Consider the following 17882-nt stretch of genomic DNA (forward strand, 5'->3'; position numbering starts at 1 on the left):
CGTCCCGCGGATTCGGTTTGGAGCTTTCCCCGACAATGACTGAGCAGAACGCCACCGGTGCCGGTGCCTCCTACGCCGCAGCAGGTGTGGATATCGAGGCCGGTGACCGGGCCGTCGAGTTGTTCGCCCCGCTCGCGCGCAAGGCCAGCCGCCCCGAGGTCCAGGGCGGGCTCGGTGGTTTCGCCGGGCTGTTCGCATTGAAGAAGAGCTACCGGGAGCCCCTGCTCGCCTCGTCCACCGACGGCGTGGGCACCAAGATCGCGGTCGCGCAGGCCCTGGACAAGCACGACACCGTCGGCCTGGACCTGGTCGCGATGGTCGTCGACGACCTCGTGGTGTGTGGCGCCGAACCGCTGTTCCTGCAGGACTACATCGCCGTCGGCAAGGTCATCCCGGAGCGGGTGGCCGAACTGGTCTCCGGTATCGCCGAGGGCTGCGTTCGCGCCGGTTGCGCGCTGCTCGGCGGCGAGACCGCGGAGCATCCCGGCATGATGGGCGCCCAGGACTACGACCTCTCGGCCACCGGCGTCGGTGTGGTGGAGGCCGACGAACTGCTCGGACCGGACCGGGTCCGCCCCGGCGACGTCGTGATCGCCATGGGCTCCTCCGGGCTGCACTCCAACGGATACAGCCTGGCCCGCAAGGTGCTGCTCGAAATCGACCGGATGGCGCTGACCGGGCATGTGGAGGAATTCGGTCGCACGCTCGGCGAAGAACTGCTGGAACCCACCCGGATCTACGCCAAGGACTGCCTCGCGCTCATCGCCGAAACCGATGTCCGCACCTTCTCCCACATCACCGGTGGCGGCCTCGCCGCCAACCTGGCCCGGGTACTGCCCCCCGGCCTGGTGGCAGAGCTCGACCGCGGCACCTGGAACCCGGCGCCGGTCTTCAAGATGATCGCCCAGCGCGGCCGGGTGGAGCGTGAAGAGATGGAGAAGACCTTCAATATGGGTGTCGGGATGGTGGCGGTGGTCGCCCCCGAAGATGTCGACCGCGCGCTGGCCGTACTCACCGCCCGGCATATCGAATGCTGGACGCTGGGCAGCCTGAAGAAGGCGAAGGACGCCGACGCCCCCCGCGCCGTCCTCCTCGGCGACCACCCACGGTTCTGAAGTATTGGAGCGGCTCCGCCGCTCGAGGGCGGGGCCCTATTAACCCCGGTTCTTCACTCCCGGCGGTCGGTCGCTGCGCTCCCTCCCTCTGGTCGCTCCAGAACCGGGGCGGGCCCCGCCCAGGGGTGTGACCAGAGGTGAGAAGGGGGTGGGGGCCTGCGGAAGCTTGCCGACAGAGGGGCGGGGACTCCGAGGGTGGTCGCGGGAGCGATGTGGGGGTGCTTTGTCCGGATGCAGATGATTGAACCGGTGGTCGGGGGACCACCGGTTCAATCGTGTTCTGAGCCTGTCAGGTGCCGACCGGAGCCGATTCGCCGGTTCACGTCATTCACCGCCGGGGTGCCCGGCGGGAAACGGCGCGAACCGGCGTGAACTGCCAAAGGGGAGGCCATCGGCCTCCCCGCGCGTACGCGCCCGGTCAGCGGCGCCAGTCGTCGTAGTTGTCGTCCTCATCCCATTTGGACAAGGAGTCGTCCGCGTCGTGCTCATCCGACAGGACCCCACCCCGTGGGGTGTTGTCGCTACCGGAAAGCTCGCGCTGAAGGCTCGAGAAGTCGGTCGATGGCGAGCTGTACTTCAACTCGCGCGCAACCTTGGTCTGCTTTGCCTTAGCCCGGCCACGGCCCATGGCTGACCCCCTCGCGTCACAGCGGGGCGGCCTGGGGATTGGTGGCGGCCCCGTTCGAATTAATATCTTCCTGACAGACACTTTAGCGCGTGTCCGGCCGTCGCGCTTCCACCAGTTGGCGATCGGACGGATCGATCGACCGGTTTGCCGATGTTTCGCCCCTCAGTTGCCCGGTGCGACCACCCCGGGTATGGCCCGGATCACACCGACTCTGGCGCCGCCGCCGAGTACCGGCGGAGCGGCCAGCGCGGCCAGTTCATCCGACCACGTAACCCCCATACGCTGCAGAACAGCCATGGTCAGCGGGATCCGGGCGCGGTCCGCGCCGTCGTCGATCTTGTAGGCGAACGCGCGCCCGTCCGGGAGCGCACCGGCGTGCACCCCGTCCGCGCCGAGCTTGCAGAGCAGTCCCGGAACCGCGCGCATGGTCTGCAGATCGGCGCCGTTGGTGCCCGAAATCACCCGGGGATGCGCGCGCAGGGCATCGGCGATCCGGCGTTCGGGGGTGCCTTCGGAGGCGGTGGCCAGGGCCGCGAAGGCGCGCGCCAGGTTCACCAGGGAGACCGGGACGATGGGCAGTCCGCAGCCGTCGATGCCCAGATCGGTTTCCGGTTCCCCGGTCAGTTCGATCACCTGCGCGAGAACCGCCCGCTGGAGTGGGTGGGCGCTGTCCGGATAGCCGTCGGTCGGCCAGTCGTTCACCTTGCAGGTGGCGAGCATGGCCGCATGCTTGCCGGAACAGTTCATATACCGCTTGGCGGGTTTCTCGCCCCGGTACAGCACGCCGGCGCGGGCATGCTCGTCCATGGGCAGATCGGGTGGGCAGGCCAGATCGTTCTCGTCGAAACCGAAGCGCCGCAGCAGGCGTTCGATCAGTTCGATATGGTCCGGTTCGCCGGTGTGTGAGGCGGTGGCGATGGCCAGCTCGGCCTCGTCGAGTGGTTCGAAACCGTGCTTGAGCAGGGTGAGCGCCTGCATCGGCTTATTGGTGGACCGCGGATAGATCGGTACGTGGACCGAGCCGGCCTCGAAGGTGGGTTCGCCGTCCGGCCCGATGATCACCACCGAGCCCCGGTGCACGCATTCCCGGAATCCGGAGCGGACCATCTCCACCAATTCGACGCTCATCCGATCGGCTCCGGTTCGGTGGCGGCGTCGCCCGTGGCCGCGGTGCGCCGCTTCATATGGCGGGCGACCTGGGCACGGATATCGTCGGAGATGGTGGGTTCGGCGTCGAGCAGTACCGCCAGCCGGTCGGGGTCGGCGCCGGTGAAGACATCCCGGACGGTGACGCCGTGGGCGGGTACGTGGACGAACTCGACCCGGTCACCCGCGGCGACCGTGCCCTCGGTGAGGACCCGGAAGTAGCAGCCGGTATCGCCGCGCAGGGTGAACCTGCGCACCCACTGGGGTTCGCCGGTCCAGTGCCCGAAGGTGGCGCACGGGACCCGGGGCGCGCTCACCTCGAACAGCGCCCCGCCGATCGTGCAGCGCGCGCCGATCACCGCGTCGCTCAGCGGTAGCCCGGTGATCCGCAGGTTCTCCCCGAACCAGCCGGCCGGCAGCTCCCGGCCGAGTTCGGCGCCCCAGTTCGTGGCGTCCTCGTCGGCGTAGCCGTAGACGGCCTGATGTATTCCGCCGTGGTGTTCGGTGTTGCATACGTGGTCGCCGTCGAGACCGAGCCGGCCGGCCCGGACCCGGCCGGCGACCGGGCGTTTGTCGATGGCGGTGCGGCCGACGCGACCCGGCACCGGCAACTCGGCGTGCACGGTGCAGACGGCCAGAATCCGCCCGGTGTCCCCAACCCGCATCGGCGCTCGTTCCTCTCGGCTCGTGGTGCTGGATCAGCGGCCGCGGAGCCGTTCGATGGCCTGCCGGCCGGCCTGCGGGCTGTCGTCGGCGAGTACCGAATCGGGGTCGATGGCGGCCGCGGTTGCGCCGACGGTGAGCTGGGTGTCGGCCGGGACCGCGCGTTTGATCAGCGCCAGGGCGATGGGGCCGAACTCGTAGTGGTCGATCACGGTGCCGAGGACGCCGACGGAACGTCCGCCCGCTGTGACGGCGTCGCCGGGGGCGGGCCGTTCGTCGGCGGAACCGTCGAGATGGAGCAGGACCAGCCGCCGCGGCGGTTTGCCGAGATTGTGCACGCGCGCCACGGTTTCCTGACCCCGGTAGCACCCCTTGTCCAGGTGTACCGCGCCGTACTCCTCGGGCCCGCCGATCCAGTTCACCTCGTGCGGGATGGTGCGGTCGTCGGTATCGATCCCGATCCTGGGCCGCAGGGCCGCCACTCGCAGGGCCTCGTAGGTCCAGGACCCCGCGGGTTGCGCGCCGGCCTCGACGAGTCCGTGCCACCGGGTGAGCAACTGCTCCCGGGGCAGCACCAGATCGAAGGAGTCGGCGGTGGGCCACGGCATCCGGCGCAGGAAGCCGCCGCCGGGCAACGGCAGGGCCTCGTAGGTATCGGGCAGCCGGTCGAGGCCCAGGGCGGGCAGTAGATCGGCGGCCTGCGGGCCCAGCAGGCTCAGCACCGCGTGATCGGGGGCCTCGCGCGGTTGCGCGTCGGCCCAGAACACCATTTTGGTGAGGAAGTCCAGGAGAGCGGGCCCGCGGTCGGCTTCGGTATCGATCCACACCGTGCCGTCCAGCTCGGTGAGCACGAAATGATGCAGAACCCGGCCGTTGAGATCCAGATCCAGATTCTCCGCGGACCGGCCTTCGCCGAGTTCGGTGATGTGCTGGCTGGTGACCGTGTGCAGCCAGCTCAGCCGTTCCGAGCCCGTGATGGTGAAGACGAACCGGTGCGAGCGGTCCACCACGGCGACGCGCTGCACGGCGGCGCGTTGTTCGCCGAGCGGATCGCCGTAGTGCCAGGGCACGGGGGCGTCCGGGGAGCCCGGCGCGGCGGCGACGGCTCCCGGTACTGCGAGGACAGGGCTGGGTGCGGCGACCACGGACACGGCTTCCACTCTAGGAGCCGATCGGTGTTTCGCGCATCAGCGGGGCCTCGACCTGGTGTTTCGTGGCCGCCCGATCAGCCCTCATCCGCCCGGACGGGTATCAGCGGCAGCCAGCGGGTGATCTCGCCGGCCCGGCTCCCGGAGGCGTCGACGGACCCGGCCGTCACCGCCTCGGCGAAATCCCGTAGACCGGTCGCCAGGAGCAGCCAGGTCCGCGGATCGGTCTCCACGACGTTCGGCGGTGTTCCGCGGGTATGCCGCGGACCCTCGACACATTGGACCGCGACGAACGGCGGAACCCGTACCTCTACCGAATGGCCCGGTGCCACGGCCGCCAGGGCGCGCGCGGTGGCGCGGACGGCGGCGGCGAGTTCGGGGCGGGCCGGTGCCGGGTGGGTCTCGTCGAGCAGCCACGCGCGTATCGCCGTCACCGCCGACCGCGCCGCGGCCGGATCGTTATCCGTTCGTCGCGCCACCGCCCGACTCTAACCAGCACCGGCACGCCGGAACCAGCGCGGCCGCGGGGCCCGGCGGGCCGCGGCGGCGCACCCCGAAGTCCGGTCCTCCGGCCGCCGCCCGGCCCGATATTGTCCGGACTGCCTGGCATTCCGGCCGTCATCGCGGGCGGTGTTGGCCTACGCTCGTGGCCATGGTGGATCGAGTTCTTGTAACACTCGACGGCGAGGTCCGCGACGCGGACCAGCCGTTGTTGTATGCCGACGATATCGGGGTTCTGCGCGGTGACGGGATCTTCGAGACGGTGCTGATCCGCGGTGGCACGGTCTGCGCGCTCGACTTCCATCTCGCCCGGCTGCGCCGTTCCGCGCAGGCACTCGATCTACCCGAGCCCGATCTGGCGCGCTGGCGCGCGGCGATGGAGACGGCGGCCAAGGAATGGGGCGCCGATTCCGAGGGCGTGATGCGCCTGGTACTGACGCGGGGCAGAGAGAGCGCGCTGGGCGATCCCGCGGCGGCGGTCAGATCCGGCGAACTGTCCGAGGCCGTCCCGGTGCCCACGACCTACGTCCTGGTGACCGCGCTGGCCGAACGGGTCGCCAAGGCCCGGACCGACGGCGTCGCGGTGGTGACGCTGACCCGCGGTATCTCGATCGATCTCGCGCAGGCAGCGCCCTGGCAGCTGCTGGGCGCGAAAACCCTGTCCTACGCCACGAATATGGCCGCGCTGCGGTTCGCCACCCGGATGGGCGCCGACGATGTGATCTTCACCAGTACCGAGCATCGGGTGCTGGAGGGGCCCCGGTCGACGGTGGTGATCGCGCGCGGCAAACAACTGCTCACCCCGCCGCACAAGCACGGTGTGCTGCCGGGGGTCACGCAGCGCGCGCTCTACGCCGAGGCCGAGCGCCACGGTTACGAATGCAAGTACGAACCGCTTTTCACCGCGGACCTGTTCGACTGCGACAGCATCTGGATGCTCAGCAGTGTGACTCTCGCCGCACGAGTGAATTCGCTGGACGGCGTACGGATGTCGGCGTCGGAGTCGGCCGCCGAGATCGCCGAGATGGTCGATCGCGGGATCGAACGCACCGGGACCATTGCGGACTGGTGAAGGGGGCGGGCCCGGTCACGTGTGCCGGCTCGGGAAGTGTTGCGGGATCGTATGGAGATCGATCGGCATGTCGTGTTCGGCGACACATTGATCCGGTGACCCGGGTGCGTACTCTTTAACTACGACACGTCGTAGTAACAGGAGGCTCGGTGTGGACGCCCTGGATGTCTCGCGGTGGCAGTTCGGCATCACGACCGTCTACCACTTCTTGTTCGTTCCCTTGACGATCGGCCTGGCGCCTCTGGTCGCCGGGATGCAGACCGCGTGGGTGATCACGGGCAAGGAGCATTGGTACCGGCTTACCAAATTCTTCGGAAAGCTCTTCCTGATCAACTTCGCGCTCGGCGTCGCCACCGGGATCGTGCAGGAGTTCCAGTTCGGGATGAACTGGAGCGAGTACTCCCGATTCGTCGGCGATGTCTTCGGAGCGCCGCTGGCCCTCGAGGGACTGGTCGCGTTCTTCATGGAGTCCACGTTCATCGGGCTCTGGATCTTCGGCTGGTCGCGGCTGCCGAAACTCGTCCATCTGGGCACCATCTGGATGGTCGCGATCGGGGTCAACGCCTCCGCGTACTTCATCATCGCGGCCAACTCGTTCATGCAGCATCCGGTCGGCGCGCGATACAACCCGGAGACCGGCCGCGCCGAGCTCACCAGCATCGTCGAACTACTCACCAACAACACCGCGCTGGCCGCTTTCCCGCATGTGGTCGCGGGATCGTTCCTTACCGCCGCGACCTTCGTCGCCGGTATCGCCGGATGGTGGATGGTCCGGCACGCGCGCAGCGGTGACGCCGGCCGCCTCGAGGAAGCCCGCGCCGTATGGCGCCCGGCGGCGCGGGTCTCGCTGCTGATCGCGGTGATCTCCGGGGTGGCCCTGGTGTACACCGGCGATGTGCAGGGCAAGCTGATGTTCGACCAGCAGCCCATGAAGATGGCCTCCGCGGAATCGCTGTGCCACACCCAGGTCGATCCGGATTTCTCGATCCTCACCGTCGGCACCCACAACAACTGCGACAGCGTGACCCATGTGCTCGAAGTGCCCTATGTGCTGCCCTGGCTGGCCGAGGGCACGTTCACCGGAGTCGAACTGCAGGGCGTCGTAGACCTCCAGCAGGCCTACAACGAGAAGTTCGGGCCCGGCGACTACCGGCCCAACCTGTTCGTCACCTATTGGTCGTTCCGCGCCATGATCGGCCTCGCGGCCGGATCGGCGGTCCTGGTCTTCGCCGGATTCTGGGTGACCAGACGCGGCCGGGTCCCGGACAAACGCTGGTTCTCCTGGCTGAGCCTGCTGGCGATACCGACTCCGTTCCTGGCGAATTCGGCCGGCTGGGTGTTCACCGAAATGGGTCGCCAGCCCTGGGTGGTGGTGCCCAACCCGACCGGTGACCAGGAGTTGCGTCTCATGGTGCAGGAGGGCGTCTCCGATCACGCGACCGTGACGGTCTGGATCTCGCTGATCACCTTCACCGTGGTCTACGGGCTGCTCGCCGTTGTGTGGTTCTACCTGATGCGCCGCTACGTGCGCGAGGGTCCGGAACAGCCGCACGACGAGACCGCCGCCACCGGCGGCCCCACCGAAAAACCTGCCGAAGAGCAGCTTTCGTTCGCCTACTAGGAGCCGGGGATGGAACTGCAGGAATTCTGGTTTTTGCTCATCGGAGTGCTCTTCACCGGGTATTTCGTGCTGGAGGGTTTCGATTTCGGCGTCGGCATGCTCATGCCGATCCTCGGAAAAGGCTCGGTATCCACTGGCGGTGCTCGCGGGCAGGCTGCCGCCTCCGGGCCTGACGCTCTCACCGCGGATACCCGCCGCCGAGTGGTACTCAACACCATCGGCCCGGTGTGGGACGGCAACGAGGTCTGGCTGATCACCGCCGGCGGCGCGCTGTTCGCCGCGTTCCCGGAGTGGTACGCGAGTATGTTCTCCGGTTTCTACTTCGCCCTGCTGCTGTTGCTCGTGGCGTTGATCCTGCGGATCTGCGCCATCGAATACCGCGGCAAGATCGACGATCCGCGCTGGCGGGCCCGCTGCGATATCGGAATCGGAATCGGCTCCTGGGTACCCGCCCTGGCCTGGGGCTGGGTATTCGCCAATATCGTGCGCGGGGTGCCGCTGGATGCCGATAAGCAGTTCGCCGGGTCGTTCGGTGAGTTCTTCTCGCCGTACGCGCTACTGGGCGGGCTCACCACCGGGTTGCTCTTCGCGCTGCACGGTGCGGTGTTCCTGACCCTGAAGACCGCGGGGGAGGTCCGCGACGACGCCGTCCGCATCGCGCGGCTGCTGCTGGCGCCGACGGCGGTCGTGGTGGCCGGGTTCGGCCTGTGGACCCAGCTCGCCTACGGCAGCGGCTGGACCTGGATCCTGGTGGCGCTGGCGGTGTTCGGGCTCGTCGCCGGCGCCGTAGCGCTGTTCGCCGGACGGGACGGCTGGTCCTTCGCCGGGACCGCGCTGACCGTGCTGTCGGCCTCGGCCCTGCTCTTCGGTGCGCTGTTCCCCGATGTGCTGCCCTCCACGATCGATCCCGCGTTCGGCCTGACCGTCGACAACGCCTCGTCGACTCCCTACACGCTGAAGGTGATGAGCTGGGCCGCGGTACTGGTCACGCCGGTCGTCCTCGGATACCAGGCCTGGACGTACTGGGTGTTCCGCAAACGCATTAGGGTCGAACACATCCCGCCCGGAATCGGACTTTCCCCCCGCGTCGCCACCGAGGAGTGACACCGAATGGCCCGCCCGCCCGTGGACCCACGCCTCTGGCGCCATGCCCGCTCCGCCCGGAGGTATCTGGCGCTCTCCGTAGGTCTTTCGCTGGTGACCACGGTGACGATCGTGGTGACCGCGGTCGCGCTGGGCCGGGTGCTGGCCGGTGTCATCACCGATCCCGGCCGCCGCGCACTCGGTGCGTGGACCGTGGAACTGGTGGTGCTCGCCCTGGCGCTGGCCGGTCGCGGCCTGGCCTCGTGGTGGCAGTCGCGGATCGCGCACCGGGCGGGGGTGCGGGTCGTCGCGGAACTGGAGGAGTCGGTGCTGAACGCGGGCGCCGCCCTTGCGCCCCGCGAACTCGACGCGCGCCGCACCGAGATCGCTGTCGTGGTGGGCAGCGGGCTCAGCGGGCTGCGCGCCTACCTCACCGGCTACCTGCCCGCTCTGCTGCTCGCCGTCCTGGTGCCGCCGGTGGTGCTGGCGGTGATCGCGGCGCACGATCTCACCTCCGCGCTCATCGTGGTCGTCACGCTGCCGCTCATCCCGGTCTTCATGGTGCTGATCGGCCTGCTCACCGAGGGCCGGGCCCGGGCCACCCTGGATGCCACCACCCGGCTCTCGGACCGGCTGCTCGACCTCTTCGCCGGAATGCCCACGCTGCGCGCGCTCGGGCGGGAAGGCGTGGACGGACCGGATATCCCGGGCCGCAGTATGAGCGGCCGGGTCCGCGAGCTCGGCGAATCGCTGCACAAGCGCACGATGGCGGCCCTGCGGCTCGCTTTCCTGTCCGCCATGGTGCTGGAACTGCTGGCGACCCTCTCGGTGGCGCTGGTCGCGGTCGCGATCGGGATGCGGCTGGTGCACGGCGATATGAGCCTCTACGCCGGGATCGTCGCACTCGTACTCGCCCCGGAGGTGTACCTGCCGCTACGGGCCGTCGGGGAGCGTTTCCACGCCGCCCAGGACGGTACGGCCGCCGCGGACCGGGCCTTCGCGATCCTGGACCGGAATCCGCCCGCCACCGACTCCGGCGCGGAGCCGGGCAGCGTCGGCCCCGGGATTCCGAATCTGCCCGGCCGTGGTGGCCGGGCACTCACCGCCCCATCCGATTCCGGCCCCGCCCTGATCGAAATCCGTGACCTGACCGTCGAATCCAGGGACGGCGCCGCACCGGACGGCCTGTCCGCGATCCTGCGGCCCGGCCGGGTCACCGCTCTCACCGGACCCAACGGCAGCGGTAAATCCACCGCGCTGCAGGCGATTCTCGGGCTGGTCGAACCCACCGCCGGCGCCGTACTCGCCGACGGTGTGGATATCCGATCGATGCCGCCGGAGCAATGGTGGTCGCGGCTGGCCTGGTTACCGCAACGGCCGGTGCTGGTGCCGGGAACCCTGCGCGAGAATCTGGAACTGCTCGGGGCCACCGTGGCGGGTTCGCCGCGCCGGGGCCCGGCGCGGGTCCTCAGCGAACTCGACGCCGCCTGTGCGGTAACCGGATTCGACGCCGTGCTCGAGGCGCTGCCCGCGCGATGGGATACCGTGGTCGGGTCCGGGGGGATCGGGCTCTCCCTGGGACAACGCCAGCGGCTCGCGCTCACCCGCGTGCTCGCCGCGGATCGCCCGATCGTGCTCCTGGACGAACCGACCGCCCATCTGGATCCCGACAGTGAAGTCGAAGTGGCGGCGGCGCTCACCACACTCGCCCGTACCGGCGTCACAGTGGTGCTGGTCGCGCACCGGCCCGCGCTGCTGTCCGCCGCCGACGAGATCGTCACCGTACCCATGCGCTCCCCTCGAATTTCGCCATGAACCCACGAAACCCGCACCGCTCCGCCGCCCGCGCCCGCGCGGCCCGGCCTCCCGCTGTCCGCCCGGCCCGGCGCTGGGTCCGCACCCGGTTGCTACTCCGCGATATCCGGCAGATGTGGGCCATGCTCGAAATCCCGCGTTCGCGACTGGCCGTCGCGGTCGCATGGGGTGTGCTCGCGCTGGGCAGCGGCCTGGGCCTGGCGGCGCTGGCCGCCTGGCTCATCGCCCGGGCCTGGCAGATGCCCCCGGTACTGGATCTGACGGTCGCGGTGGTCGCGGTACGGGCTCTGGGTATCTCGCGCGGGGTATGCCGGTACCTGGAGCGGTTGGCGACCCACTATGTGGCACTGCGGTCCATGACGGCCGCGCGGACCTCGGTCTACCGGGCGCTGGCCCGGGCGCCGCTGTGGATGACGCGGCGCTCCGACGGCGAGCCGGGGGTCGCCGGAACCGGTTCGGCCCGAACCGCCCCCGGCGGACCCGGGCGGCTGCGTCGCGGCGATGTGCTGGTCCGGGTGGGCACCGATATCGACGACCTGGGCGCGGTGGTGGTCCGCACCTTCGTCCCCGCGGCGGTCGCGCTGGTGCTCTCGCTGGCCGCGGTCGCCCTGCTCGCGTTCGTCTCGCCCGCCGCCGCGGCGATCCTGGCGGCGGCGCTGATCTTTTCCGGTGTGGTGGCGCCGTGGCTGTCCGCACGGGCGGCCGCCGACGCCGAACGGTCGGCCCGCGCCGACCGCGCCGAGTTCACCGCGCACGCGCTCACGGTGCTCGACCACGCGCCGGAACTGCGGGTGGCCGGGAAACTGGATACCGCTCTCGGCGCGGCCACCGCGGCGAACCGCCGGGTGCTCGCCGCCGAAGACGCGGCCGCCGGGCGTACCGCGTGGGCCGCGGCCGCGATCCCGCTCGCGACGGGGGTCACGGTGCTGGCCGCCCTGCTCATCGGTATCACCCTGTACGGTCCGGACGGCGGCGCCCCGGGCGCGATGACACCGATGGCGCTGGCCGTCCTGGTCCTGCTGCCGCTGTCGTCCTTCGAGGCCACGGGCGCGCTTCCGGCCGCTGCCCAGGCCCTCACCGTCGCCCGTGCCGCCCTGCACCGGCTGCGGGCTGTCTCGCCCGACCACCGCCCGGCCGGTGACGACGCGACCGTCACCGGCCACGCCGCGGCCGAACCGGCCGGCACCCGCAAACGATTCGGGACCGGCGGTTATCCCCATCCGTTCCCCTACGCGGACAGCCGCGCCGACGGAGTGGTGATCGGCTGGGTGGGCGACGGCCAGTGGCAGATCCCGGAGCGTCCGCACGCGTCACGGGTCGTGGTGATCGGTCCCAGTGGTGCGGGCAAGACGACCCTGCTGATGGCCTGGGCCGGTCTGTTCGACACCCCGGACGAACGGGTGCGATTCTTCGCGGAGGACGCGCATCTCTTCGGGACCAGCGTGCTGGAGAACCTGCGAGTGGCGCGCGGCGACCTCGATGCCGGTACAGCCGAGCGCGCCCTGCGCGCCGTGGGCCTGGGGGACTGGCTCGACGGACTGGCCGACGGCGTGCACACCGAACTGACCGGCGGTGCGGCCGCCGTCTCGGGCGGCCAGCGGCGCCGGATCCTGCTCGCCCGGGCCCTGGTGTCACCGGCCGCGGCGCTGCTGCTGGACGAACCCACCGAACACCTCGACGCGGCCGCGGGCGCCGAACTGCTGTGCGCCCTGCTCGACCGCGACAGCGGGTTGGTGGAACCGGACCGGGATGTGGTGGTGGTCACCCATCAGCCGCCGATCGGGCACCGTGCCGGACTGGTGATCACGGTCGATGAGTCGGGCCAGGTCCGGGCCGCTTTCCCGGATCGCCCGGCCGGCCGTTACGCCCTCGACGAAATTCCGTTGCCGACCCCCGCCTGCGGTGGCTAAGTTCGTCGGTACACAAGGAAGGAGGTGATCCCAAGAATGGAAATTCTCAGGACGCGTGAGGTGGCTGTCAGCTAGCGCTGTAGCCGGCTGTGCACGGATTCCGTTCACCCGACAGCGATGAGCGAATTCCAGGCAGCCACCCGGCCCCCGAGTCCCCGGTCCGTCCGATCGGGATCGGCGGCGAGACCCACCGGTATCCCTACCGCGGGCTCGCGCCGATACGGCTCGGGGGTCGTTCCCGTTTCGGGGGTGCTCTCAGCCGATATAGCGGTGGAGTCGCGCGGAGAGCCGCGGCTGCAGTGGGCCGTCGGCCACCACCCGCTCCTCCACATACGCGAGGTCGCCGCCCTCCACGATGCCGTAGAGGCGTTTGGCGCCGCCCACCACCGCACCGGTCTGGCTGCGGATCACCACATCGGTGGCCAGCTCCCAGGACGACTGGGTCAGCGCGGTGCCGTAGAACAGTTCGACGATGCCGGTGCTGTGCGTCAGCAGCAACTCCAGCACCTCGTCGTCGTCATCGGTCCCGACCCGCCAGAAACCGCGCTCCCGCAGATCCGGGCCGCCGTAGCCGCCGTCGGACTCCACGAACCAGGAGCGCGAATCCCAGCTCAGATAGTCCCCGCCGTCATGGGAGACCACGATCTGCTGGCCGAACCGGTAATCGCCGCGCTCGGGATTGTTGCCCTCACCCTCACCGCGCCACACCCCGACCATCGGCAGCAGCGCCAGCATGGCCGGATTCAGATCCGGGCCGAGGCGCAGATTGGCCGTATCGTCGGGCAGCGGAAGGTCGGGGAGCACCGGGATATTGCGACCGCCGGTCGCCTGCGCGCGCTCGGCCGCGTCGGCCACCGCCTGATCACCGCTGAGCGGCGAGTGGTGTTCGCCGCCGCGCCCGTTCTGGGCGGCGGGGTCGGCCGGGGGCTTACCGTTGCTGTTGTCGCTCGCTCGCTCGGCCGGATCGGAACCTTCGCTCGCGAGATCGCTCATGACTCGGTGAACAGCCGGTAGAAGACGTACAGGCCGAACCAGCCGATGAGAACCGACACGGCGATCAGCAGAATCTCGAAGAAGAGGACCACAGGGTCATCTTATGCGCGCCTCCGGCGCGCGGGTTTCGGCCCCCTCGGTCCCTGCTTTCAGCCCTCGGGACTCGCGCCTTCGGCGCCTCGCTTCGAGGGCTGAAAGCGGGGACGGGCCGAAACCTTGGAGGGCCTCGCTGGACTCGGCACAGGTGGTGGGCGCGAATACCCGGCCGCCGGGAGCGCCCCCGAAACACGGATGGCCCAGGACCGGCCGGTGCGGGCGGTCCTGGGCCATCGGGCCGTCTTCGTTACTTCGAGACGGTGACGTCCACGTTGTGGATGCCGGGGCCTTCGGGGCGGATCTCGGTGGAGCCGTTGCCCGAGGACGACAGCGCGCGCAGGGTCCAGCTGCCCGGTGCGGCGAAGAAGCGGAAGTCGCCGGTGCCCGACGCGACCACTTCGGCGGTGAAATCACCGTTGCCGTCGAGCAGGCGGACGAAGGCGCCGCCCACCGGCTCGGAATCGGTGCCGAGCACGCGGCCGGTGATCACCGTTTCCTTCTCCACATCGACGCCGGCCGGGATGTCCTGGCCTTGGGTAGGTGCTGCACACATGGCGATTACTCTCCCAACTCGATAGGTGCGCCGACCAGCGAACCGTATTCGGTCCAGCTGCCATCGTAGTTCTTGACGTTCTGGTGCCCGAGCAGCTCCTGCAGCACGAACCAGGTGTGCGAGGAACGCTCGCCGATCCGGCAGTAGGCGATGGTCTCCTTGTTGCCGTCGAGGCCGGCCTCACCGTAGATCTTGGTGAGCTCGTCGTCGGAACGGAAGGTGCCGTCCTCGTTGGCGGCCTTGCTCCACGGCACGTTGATCGCACCGGGGATATGGCCGGGACGCTGGCTCTGCTCCTGCGGCAGGTGCGCGGGAGCCAGGATCTTGCCGGAGAACTCGTCGGGGGAGCGCACGTCCACCAGGTTCTTGGTGCCGATGGCGGCGATGACCTCGTCGCGGAAGGCGCGGATGGTGTTGTCCGGCTGGGCGGCCTTGTACTGGGTGGCCGGCCGGGACACCGCGTCACGGGAGAGGGGACGCCCGTCGAGCTCCCACTTCTTGCGGCCGCCGTCGAGCAGTTTGACGTTGTTGTGGCCGTACAGCTTGAAGTACCAGTACGCGTAGGCGGCGAACCAGTTGTTGTTGCCGCCGTAGAGGATGACCTCGTCGTCGTTGGAGATTCCGCGCTCGGAGAGGAGCGTGGAGAACTGCTCCTGGTTCACGAAATCGCGACGAACCTGATCCTGCAGGTCCTTCTTCCAGTCGAGCCGGACGGCGCCCTCGATGTGGCCACCTTCATAGGCGGTGGTGTCCTCGTCGACCTCGACGAAGACGACGCCGGGGGTCTTGAGATTCTCTTCGGCCCAGTCGACGGAGACCAGGACATCGGAGCGAGCCATTTTCTTCCTTTCGGTGGTGACTTGCGGTTCGGTTCAGTGCGTGGTGGGGGACGGGGACAGCCGCGAGACGAGCGGGTAGATCTTGCAGCCGAGGCAGATGCCGAACGCGGCGTTCAGGAACGCCGCGAACAGCGCGAAGCCGGCGAACAGCGCGCCGACGACGGAGGAGCCGATCAGGAACCCGAGCAGGCTCACCGCGGCGAAGATCAGGCCCAGCAGCTGGGCGAACCGCAGCGGCGGCGTGGGCTCGGTCTCGGTCACCGGACCCAGCCGGGGTGCGACCAGGCGGGCGTAGATCAGGCCGTACGGGTGCCGCCGCGGGCCGAGCGCGGCGCCCAGCCCGAAGACCAGCGCCTGAACGGCGATCAGGGCCGCCGCGGCGGCCGGCGCGATCCCGGCGAGCAGTAGCACGACGACGAGAACCGCGGTGGTGACCCAGGCCACGAATCGCGGGCCGCGGATATCGACCTCGGCCGGCGGCGAAACGGTGTCGGTGGACGTAGTGGACATGGAGGAAGCTCCTGCGCTCGAACTTATCGGCGGATTCGGCCGGTTCGCCGGGGGATGAAATCGCTCGCGCGGACGAACCGTGGTCGGCGTCAGGAAAAGACCCGACCGCTCAGCGGCACAGGCAGCAACAACCACCGAGGCGGCACAGGTCGACTGTGCGGCGACGGGTGAGCATCAGCTCATGGTGGTTTTGCACAACGCGCAGTCTACCCAATCCCGTCCGAGATCGACCAGGTAGGGGGAAGCTGGAATTTTGGAGCTGGAATTTTGGAGCAGCTCCGCTGCTCGAGGTTCGGCCCTCCTGGGCGTCGGCTGTCAGCGCTCGAGACTCGTGGCTTCGCCACATGCGCTTCGAGCGCTGACAGCCGACGCGGGCCGAACCCTTTCGTGCGGCGTTTCCCTCGAGCAAGTGGGGTGGTTTCCAGCGGGCATATGTACAGGTAACCCCCCTGGATGTGCGGGTCGGGAAAAGGGCGCCCCGGCACTCTCACCTTTGTCCAAATGGTCGCCCCCGCCAGGGCGGGGCCCGCCCCGGTTCTGGAGCGACCAGAGGGAGGGAGCGCAGCGACCGACCGCCGGGAGTGAAGAACCGGGGTTAATAGGGCCCCGCCCTCGAGCGGCGGAGCCGCTCCAATTACACCGTGAGGGGGGTGAGGGCGCTGCGGAGGTCGGTGGTTTTGGGGACGCCGGAGATGCGGAAGCGTTCGCGGCCCTCGGCGTCGAAGACGAAGGTCGTCGGCAGGGAGAGGACGTTGAGGGCGCGGGCCAGGGCGGGGTCGGCGTCGATATCGATTTCGATATCGCGCGGCGGCTGCGGGGAGTCCGCGAGGCCCGAGGTGGCGTCGGCGACCACGCGGCGGACCGCCGCGCAGGGGCCGCACCAGTCGGCGGAGAAGTGCAGGACCGCCGGGCCGGAGCCGGTGACTCCGGCGGCGACCAGCAGTTCCTCGCGTTCGCCGCCGTCGCGGTCCAGGCTTGCGGGGGCCGAGCGCACCGCGCCCTCACGGTTCCGCAGGTAGAGGCCTACCGCCAGGCCCGCCAGCAGCATTACCGCCAGGATGGTGATCTCGATCATGGTCGCCGCAATCTGTTCAGGTCGATCGTTACGTCTTTGCCCCGGCCCTCCACCACGATATGGCCGCCCAGGGCGGTGACCTCGGAGGGCCGGATGCCGAACGGGAGTTCCTTGGTATCGATCGTACGGGTGAACATCGCCAGCACCGCCGGGATGTCGGTCTCGGCGACCACCGGTTCCGAGGGCACCGGTGAGATCTCCTCGGTGTACAGACCGCTGGCCACGATCCGGACCTGATCGCCGTCGAGCGACAGATCCGCCGCCACACTCACCCGTTCACCGGTGAAACTGGCGCCCTGCTGGCCGCTGGGCGCCGCGGGCAGTGTCCCGGTGAGGACCAGGGCGCCCGCGGTGGTCATACCGGATCCGCCGGATCCGCCGGTCCCGTCGGATTTGTCCGCGGGGCGGGAATGCACCTCGAGGTCGGGGATGCCGAAGAGCCGTCCGAGTTCGGTGGGCGCGACCCGCATCCGGACATCCACCTGATCCACCGGGACACTGCGCACCCGGCCGTCGACCAGATCGCTGAGCGGCAGTTGCATCCCGCGCAGGGTCGCTTCCAGGCCGATCTCGCCGGGGATATCCGGCCGGACACTGTCGGCCTTGATCTCGATGTTCTCGTAGCTGCCGTCGAGCGCCTGCCGCAGGAAGGGGAACCCGTGGAAGGTGACCTCCGGGTCGGCGCTCAGGTCGGCCCCCACCCGGAGCGACCGGGATACGCGGTACTCCGAGTATGCGGCGGCGCCGAAGTCGACGACTACTGCCAGCCCGGCCAGGCACAGCAGTCCGATGATCAGCTTCCGCATGTCATGCACCCTAATAGACGCTCTGTGAGCCCCACGCACAGCTGGTCCGAGTCCGGTCGACGCGCAATCGTGGATGGCGGCCTTCGAGCACCCGCCCGACCCAGGCCTCCCGCCCCCGGCGTCCGGTTACCCGCGTACATCCGCATGGTCGCACCTGTGGCCGGCCCGCCTGGTACCAGCAGGCCTCGGACCTCTCCTGGCCGGCCGCACCCATGGGCGGGGCCCGCCCCGGTTCTGGAGCGACCAGAGGGAGGGAGCGCAGCGACCGACCGCCGGGAGTGAAGAACCGGGGTTAATAGGGCCCCGCC

General features: G+C 69.5%; 17 protein-coding genes. 6 read left to right on the top strand and 11 right to left on the bottom strand.

From position 1 onward, the window contains the following. Window positions 1-35 precede the first annotated feature (35 nt). Complete coding sequence (purM, locus tag ACZ6SF_RS30805; RefSeq protein ID WP_466066896.1) at window positions 36-1115, top strand: phosphoribosylformylglycinamidine cyclo-ligase; 1080 nt, start codon at window positions 36-38, stop codon at window positions 1113-1115. 418 nt (window positions 1116-1533) lie between these two features. Here the strand turns inward: purM and ACZ6SF_RS30810 are convergent, their stop codons facing one another. From ACZ6SF_RS30810 to ACZ6SF_RS30830, 5 genes are all read right to left on the bottom strand, one after another. Beyond that, the gene (locus ACZ6SF_RS30810; RefSeq protein WP_466066898.1) at window positions 1534-1743 is read right to left on the bottom strand and encodes a DUF3073 domain-containing protein; all 210 of its coding nucleotides are present in this window, start codon (window positions 1741-1743) and stop codon (window positions 1534-1536) included. Window positions 1744-1905: 162 nt separating this feature from the next. Next, entirely contained in the window at window positions 1906-2871 is a 966-nt protein-coding gene (locus ACZ6SF_RS30815) for an asparaginase (protein WP_466066900.1), read from the bottom strand. Further along, window positions 2868-3554 (bottom strand): MOSC domain-containing protein, encoded by a 687-nt coding sequence (locus ACZ6SF_RS30820; RefSeq protein WP_466066901.1) that lies wholly within the window; start codon window positions 3552-3554, stop codon window positions 2868-2870. The genes ACZ6SF_RS30815 and ACZ6SF_RS30820 overlap by 4 nt, the downstream gene beginning before the upstream one ends. Window positions 3555-3587: 33 nt before the next feature. Then, on the bottom strand, window positions 3588-4703 hold the full coding sequence (gene ygfZ, locus ACZ6SF_RS30825) for a CAF17-like 4Fe-4S cluster assembly/insertion protein YgfZ (RefSeq protein WP_466066903.1): 1116 nt from the start codon (window positions 4701-4703) through the stop codon (window positions 3588-3590). Window positions 4704-4777: 74 nt separating this feature from the next. Further along, window positions 4778-5179, bottom strand: coding sequence for a sterol carrier family protein (locus ACZ6SF_RS30830; RefSeq protein ID WP_466066905.1), 402 nt, complete (start codon window positions 5177-5179; stop codon window positions 4778-4780). A gap of 173 nt (window positions 5180-5352) precedes the next feature. Between ACZ6SF_RS30830 and ACZ6SF_RS30835 the strand changes: the two genes are divergently transcribed. The 5 genes from ACZ6SF_RS30835 to cydC all read left to right on the top strand — a co-directional run bounded on the left by ACZ6SF_RS30835 (window position 5353) and on the right by cydC (window position 12702). Continuing rightward, window positions 5353-6273, top strand: coding sequence for an aminodeoxychorismate lyase (locus ACZ6SF_RS30835; RefSeq protein ID WP_466066907.1), 921 nt, complete (start codon window positions 5353-5355; stop codon window positions 6271-6273). 151 nt (window positions 6274-6424) lie between these two features. Beyond that, complete coding sequence (locus ACZ6SF_RS30840; RefSeq protein WP_466066908.1) at window positions 6425-7894, top strand: cytochrome ubiquinol oxidase subunit I; 1470 nt, start codon at window positions 6425-6427, stop codon at window positions 7892-7894. Window positions 7895-7903: 9 nt separating this feature from the next. Further along, window positions 7904-8998 (top strand): cytochrome d ubiquinol oxidase subunit II, encoded by a 1095-nt coding sequence (gene cydB, locus ACZ6SF_RS30845; protein WP_466066909.1) that lies wholly within the window; start codon window positions 7904-7906, stop codon window positions 8996-8998. 6 nt (window positions 8999-9004) lie between these two features. Continuing rightward, window positions 9005-10792 carry a thiol reductant ABC exporter subunit CydD gene (gene cydD / locus ACZ6SF_RS30850; protein ID WP_466066911.1) on the top strand — a complete coding sequence of 596 codons (1788 nt, stop codon included), beginning with the start codon at window positions 9005-9007 and terminating at the stop codon, window positions 10790-10792. 113 nt (window positions 10793-10905) lie between these two features. Further along, window positions 10906-12702, top strand: a complete 1797-nt coding sequence (cydC, locus tag ACZ6SF_RS30855; protein ID WP_466066949.1) for a thiol reductant ABC exporter subunit CydC — start codon at window positions 10906-10908, stop codon at window positions 12700-12702. Window positions 12703-12957: 255 nt separating this feature from the next. Here the strand turns inward: cydC and ACZ6SF_RS30860 are convergent, their stop codons facing one another. The 6 genes from ACZ6SF_RS30860 to ACZ6SF_RS30885 all read right to left on the bottom strand — a co-directional run bounded on the left by ACZ6SF_RS30860 (window position 12958) and on the right by ACZ6SF_RS30885 (window position 17574). Further along, complete coding sequence (locus ACZ6SF_RS30860) at window positions 12958-13695, bottom strand: heme-binding beta-barrel domain-containing protein (RefSeq protein ID WP_466066913.1); 738 nt, start codon at window positions 13693-13695, stop codon at window positions 12958-12960. Between the two features lie 343 nt (window positions 13696-14038). Beyond that, window positions 14039-14344, bottom strand: a complete 306-nt coding sequence (locus ACZ6SF_RS30865; RefSeq protein ID WP_450001872.1) for a DUF1416 domain-containing protein — start codon at window positions 14342-14344, stop codon at window positions 14039-14041. Between the two features lie 5 nt (window positions 14345-14349). Next, entirely contained in the window at window positions 14350-15183 is an 834-nt protein-coding gene (locus tag ACZ6SF_RS30870) for a sulfurtransferase (RefSeq protein ID WP_466066916.1), read from the bottom strand. Window positions 15184-15216: 33 nt separating this feature from the next. Next, window positions 15217-15693, bottom strand: coding sequence for a DUF4395 domain-containing protein (locus tag ACZ6SF_RS30875; protein ID WP_466066918.1), 477 nt, complete (start codon window positions 15691-15693; stop codon window positions 15217-15219). Between the two features lie 634 nt (window positions 15694-16327). Beyond that, entirely contained in the window at window positions 16328-16768 is a 441-nt protein-coding gene (locus ACZ6SF_RS30880) for a thioredoxin family protein (protein WP_466066919.1), read from the bottom strand. Further along, the gene (locus tag ACZ6SF_RS30885) at window positions 16765-17574 is read right to left on the bottom strand and encodes an LmeA family phospholipid-binding protein (protein WP_466066921.1); all 810 of its coding nucleotides are present in this window, start codon (window positions 17572-17574) and stop codon (window positions 16765-16767) included. The genes ACZ6SF_RS30880 and ACZ6SF_RS30885 overlap by 4 nt, the downstream gene beginning before the upstream one ends. Window positions 17575-17882: the final 308 nt, after the last annotated feature.

The organism is Nocardia sp. NPDC049935 (genome assembly GCF_055586645.1).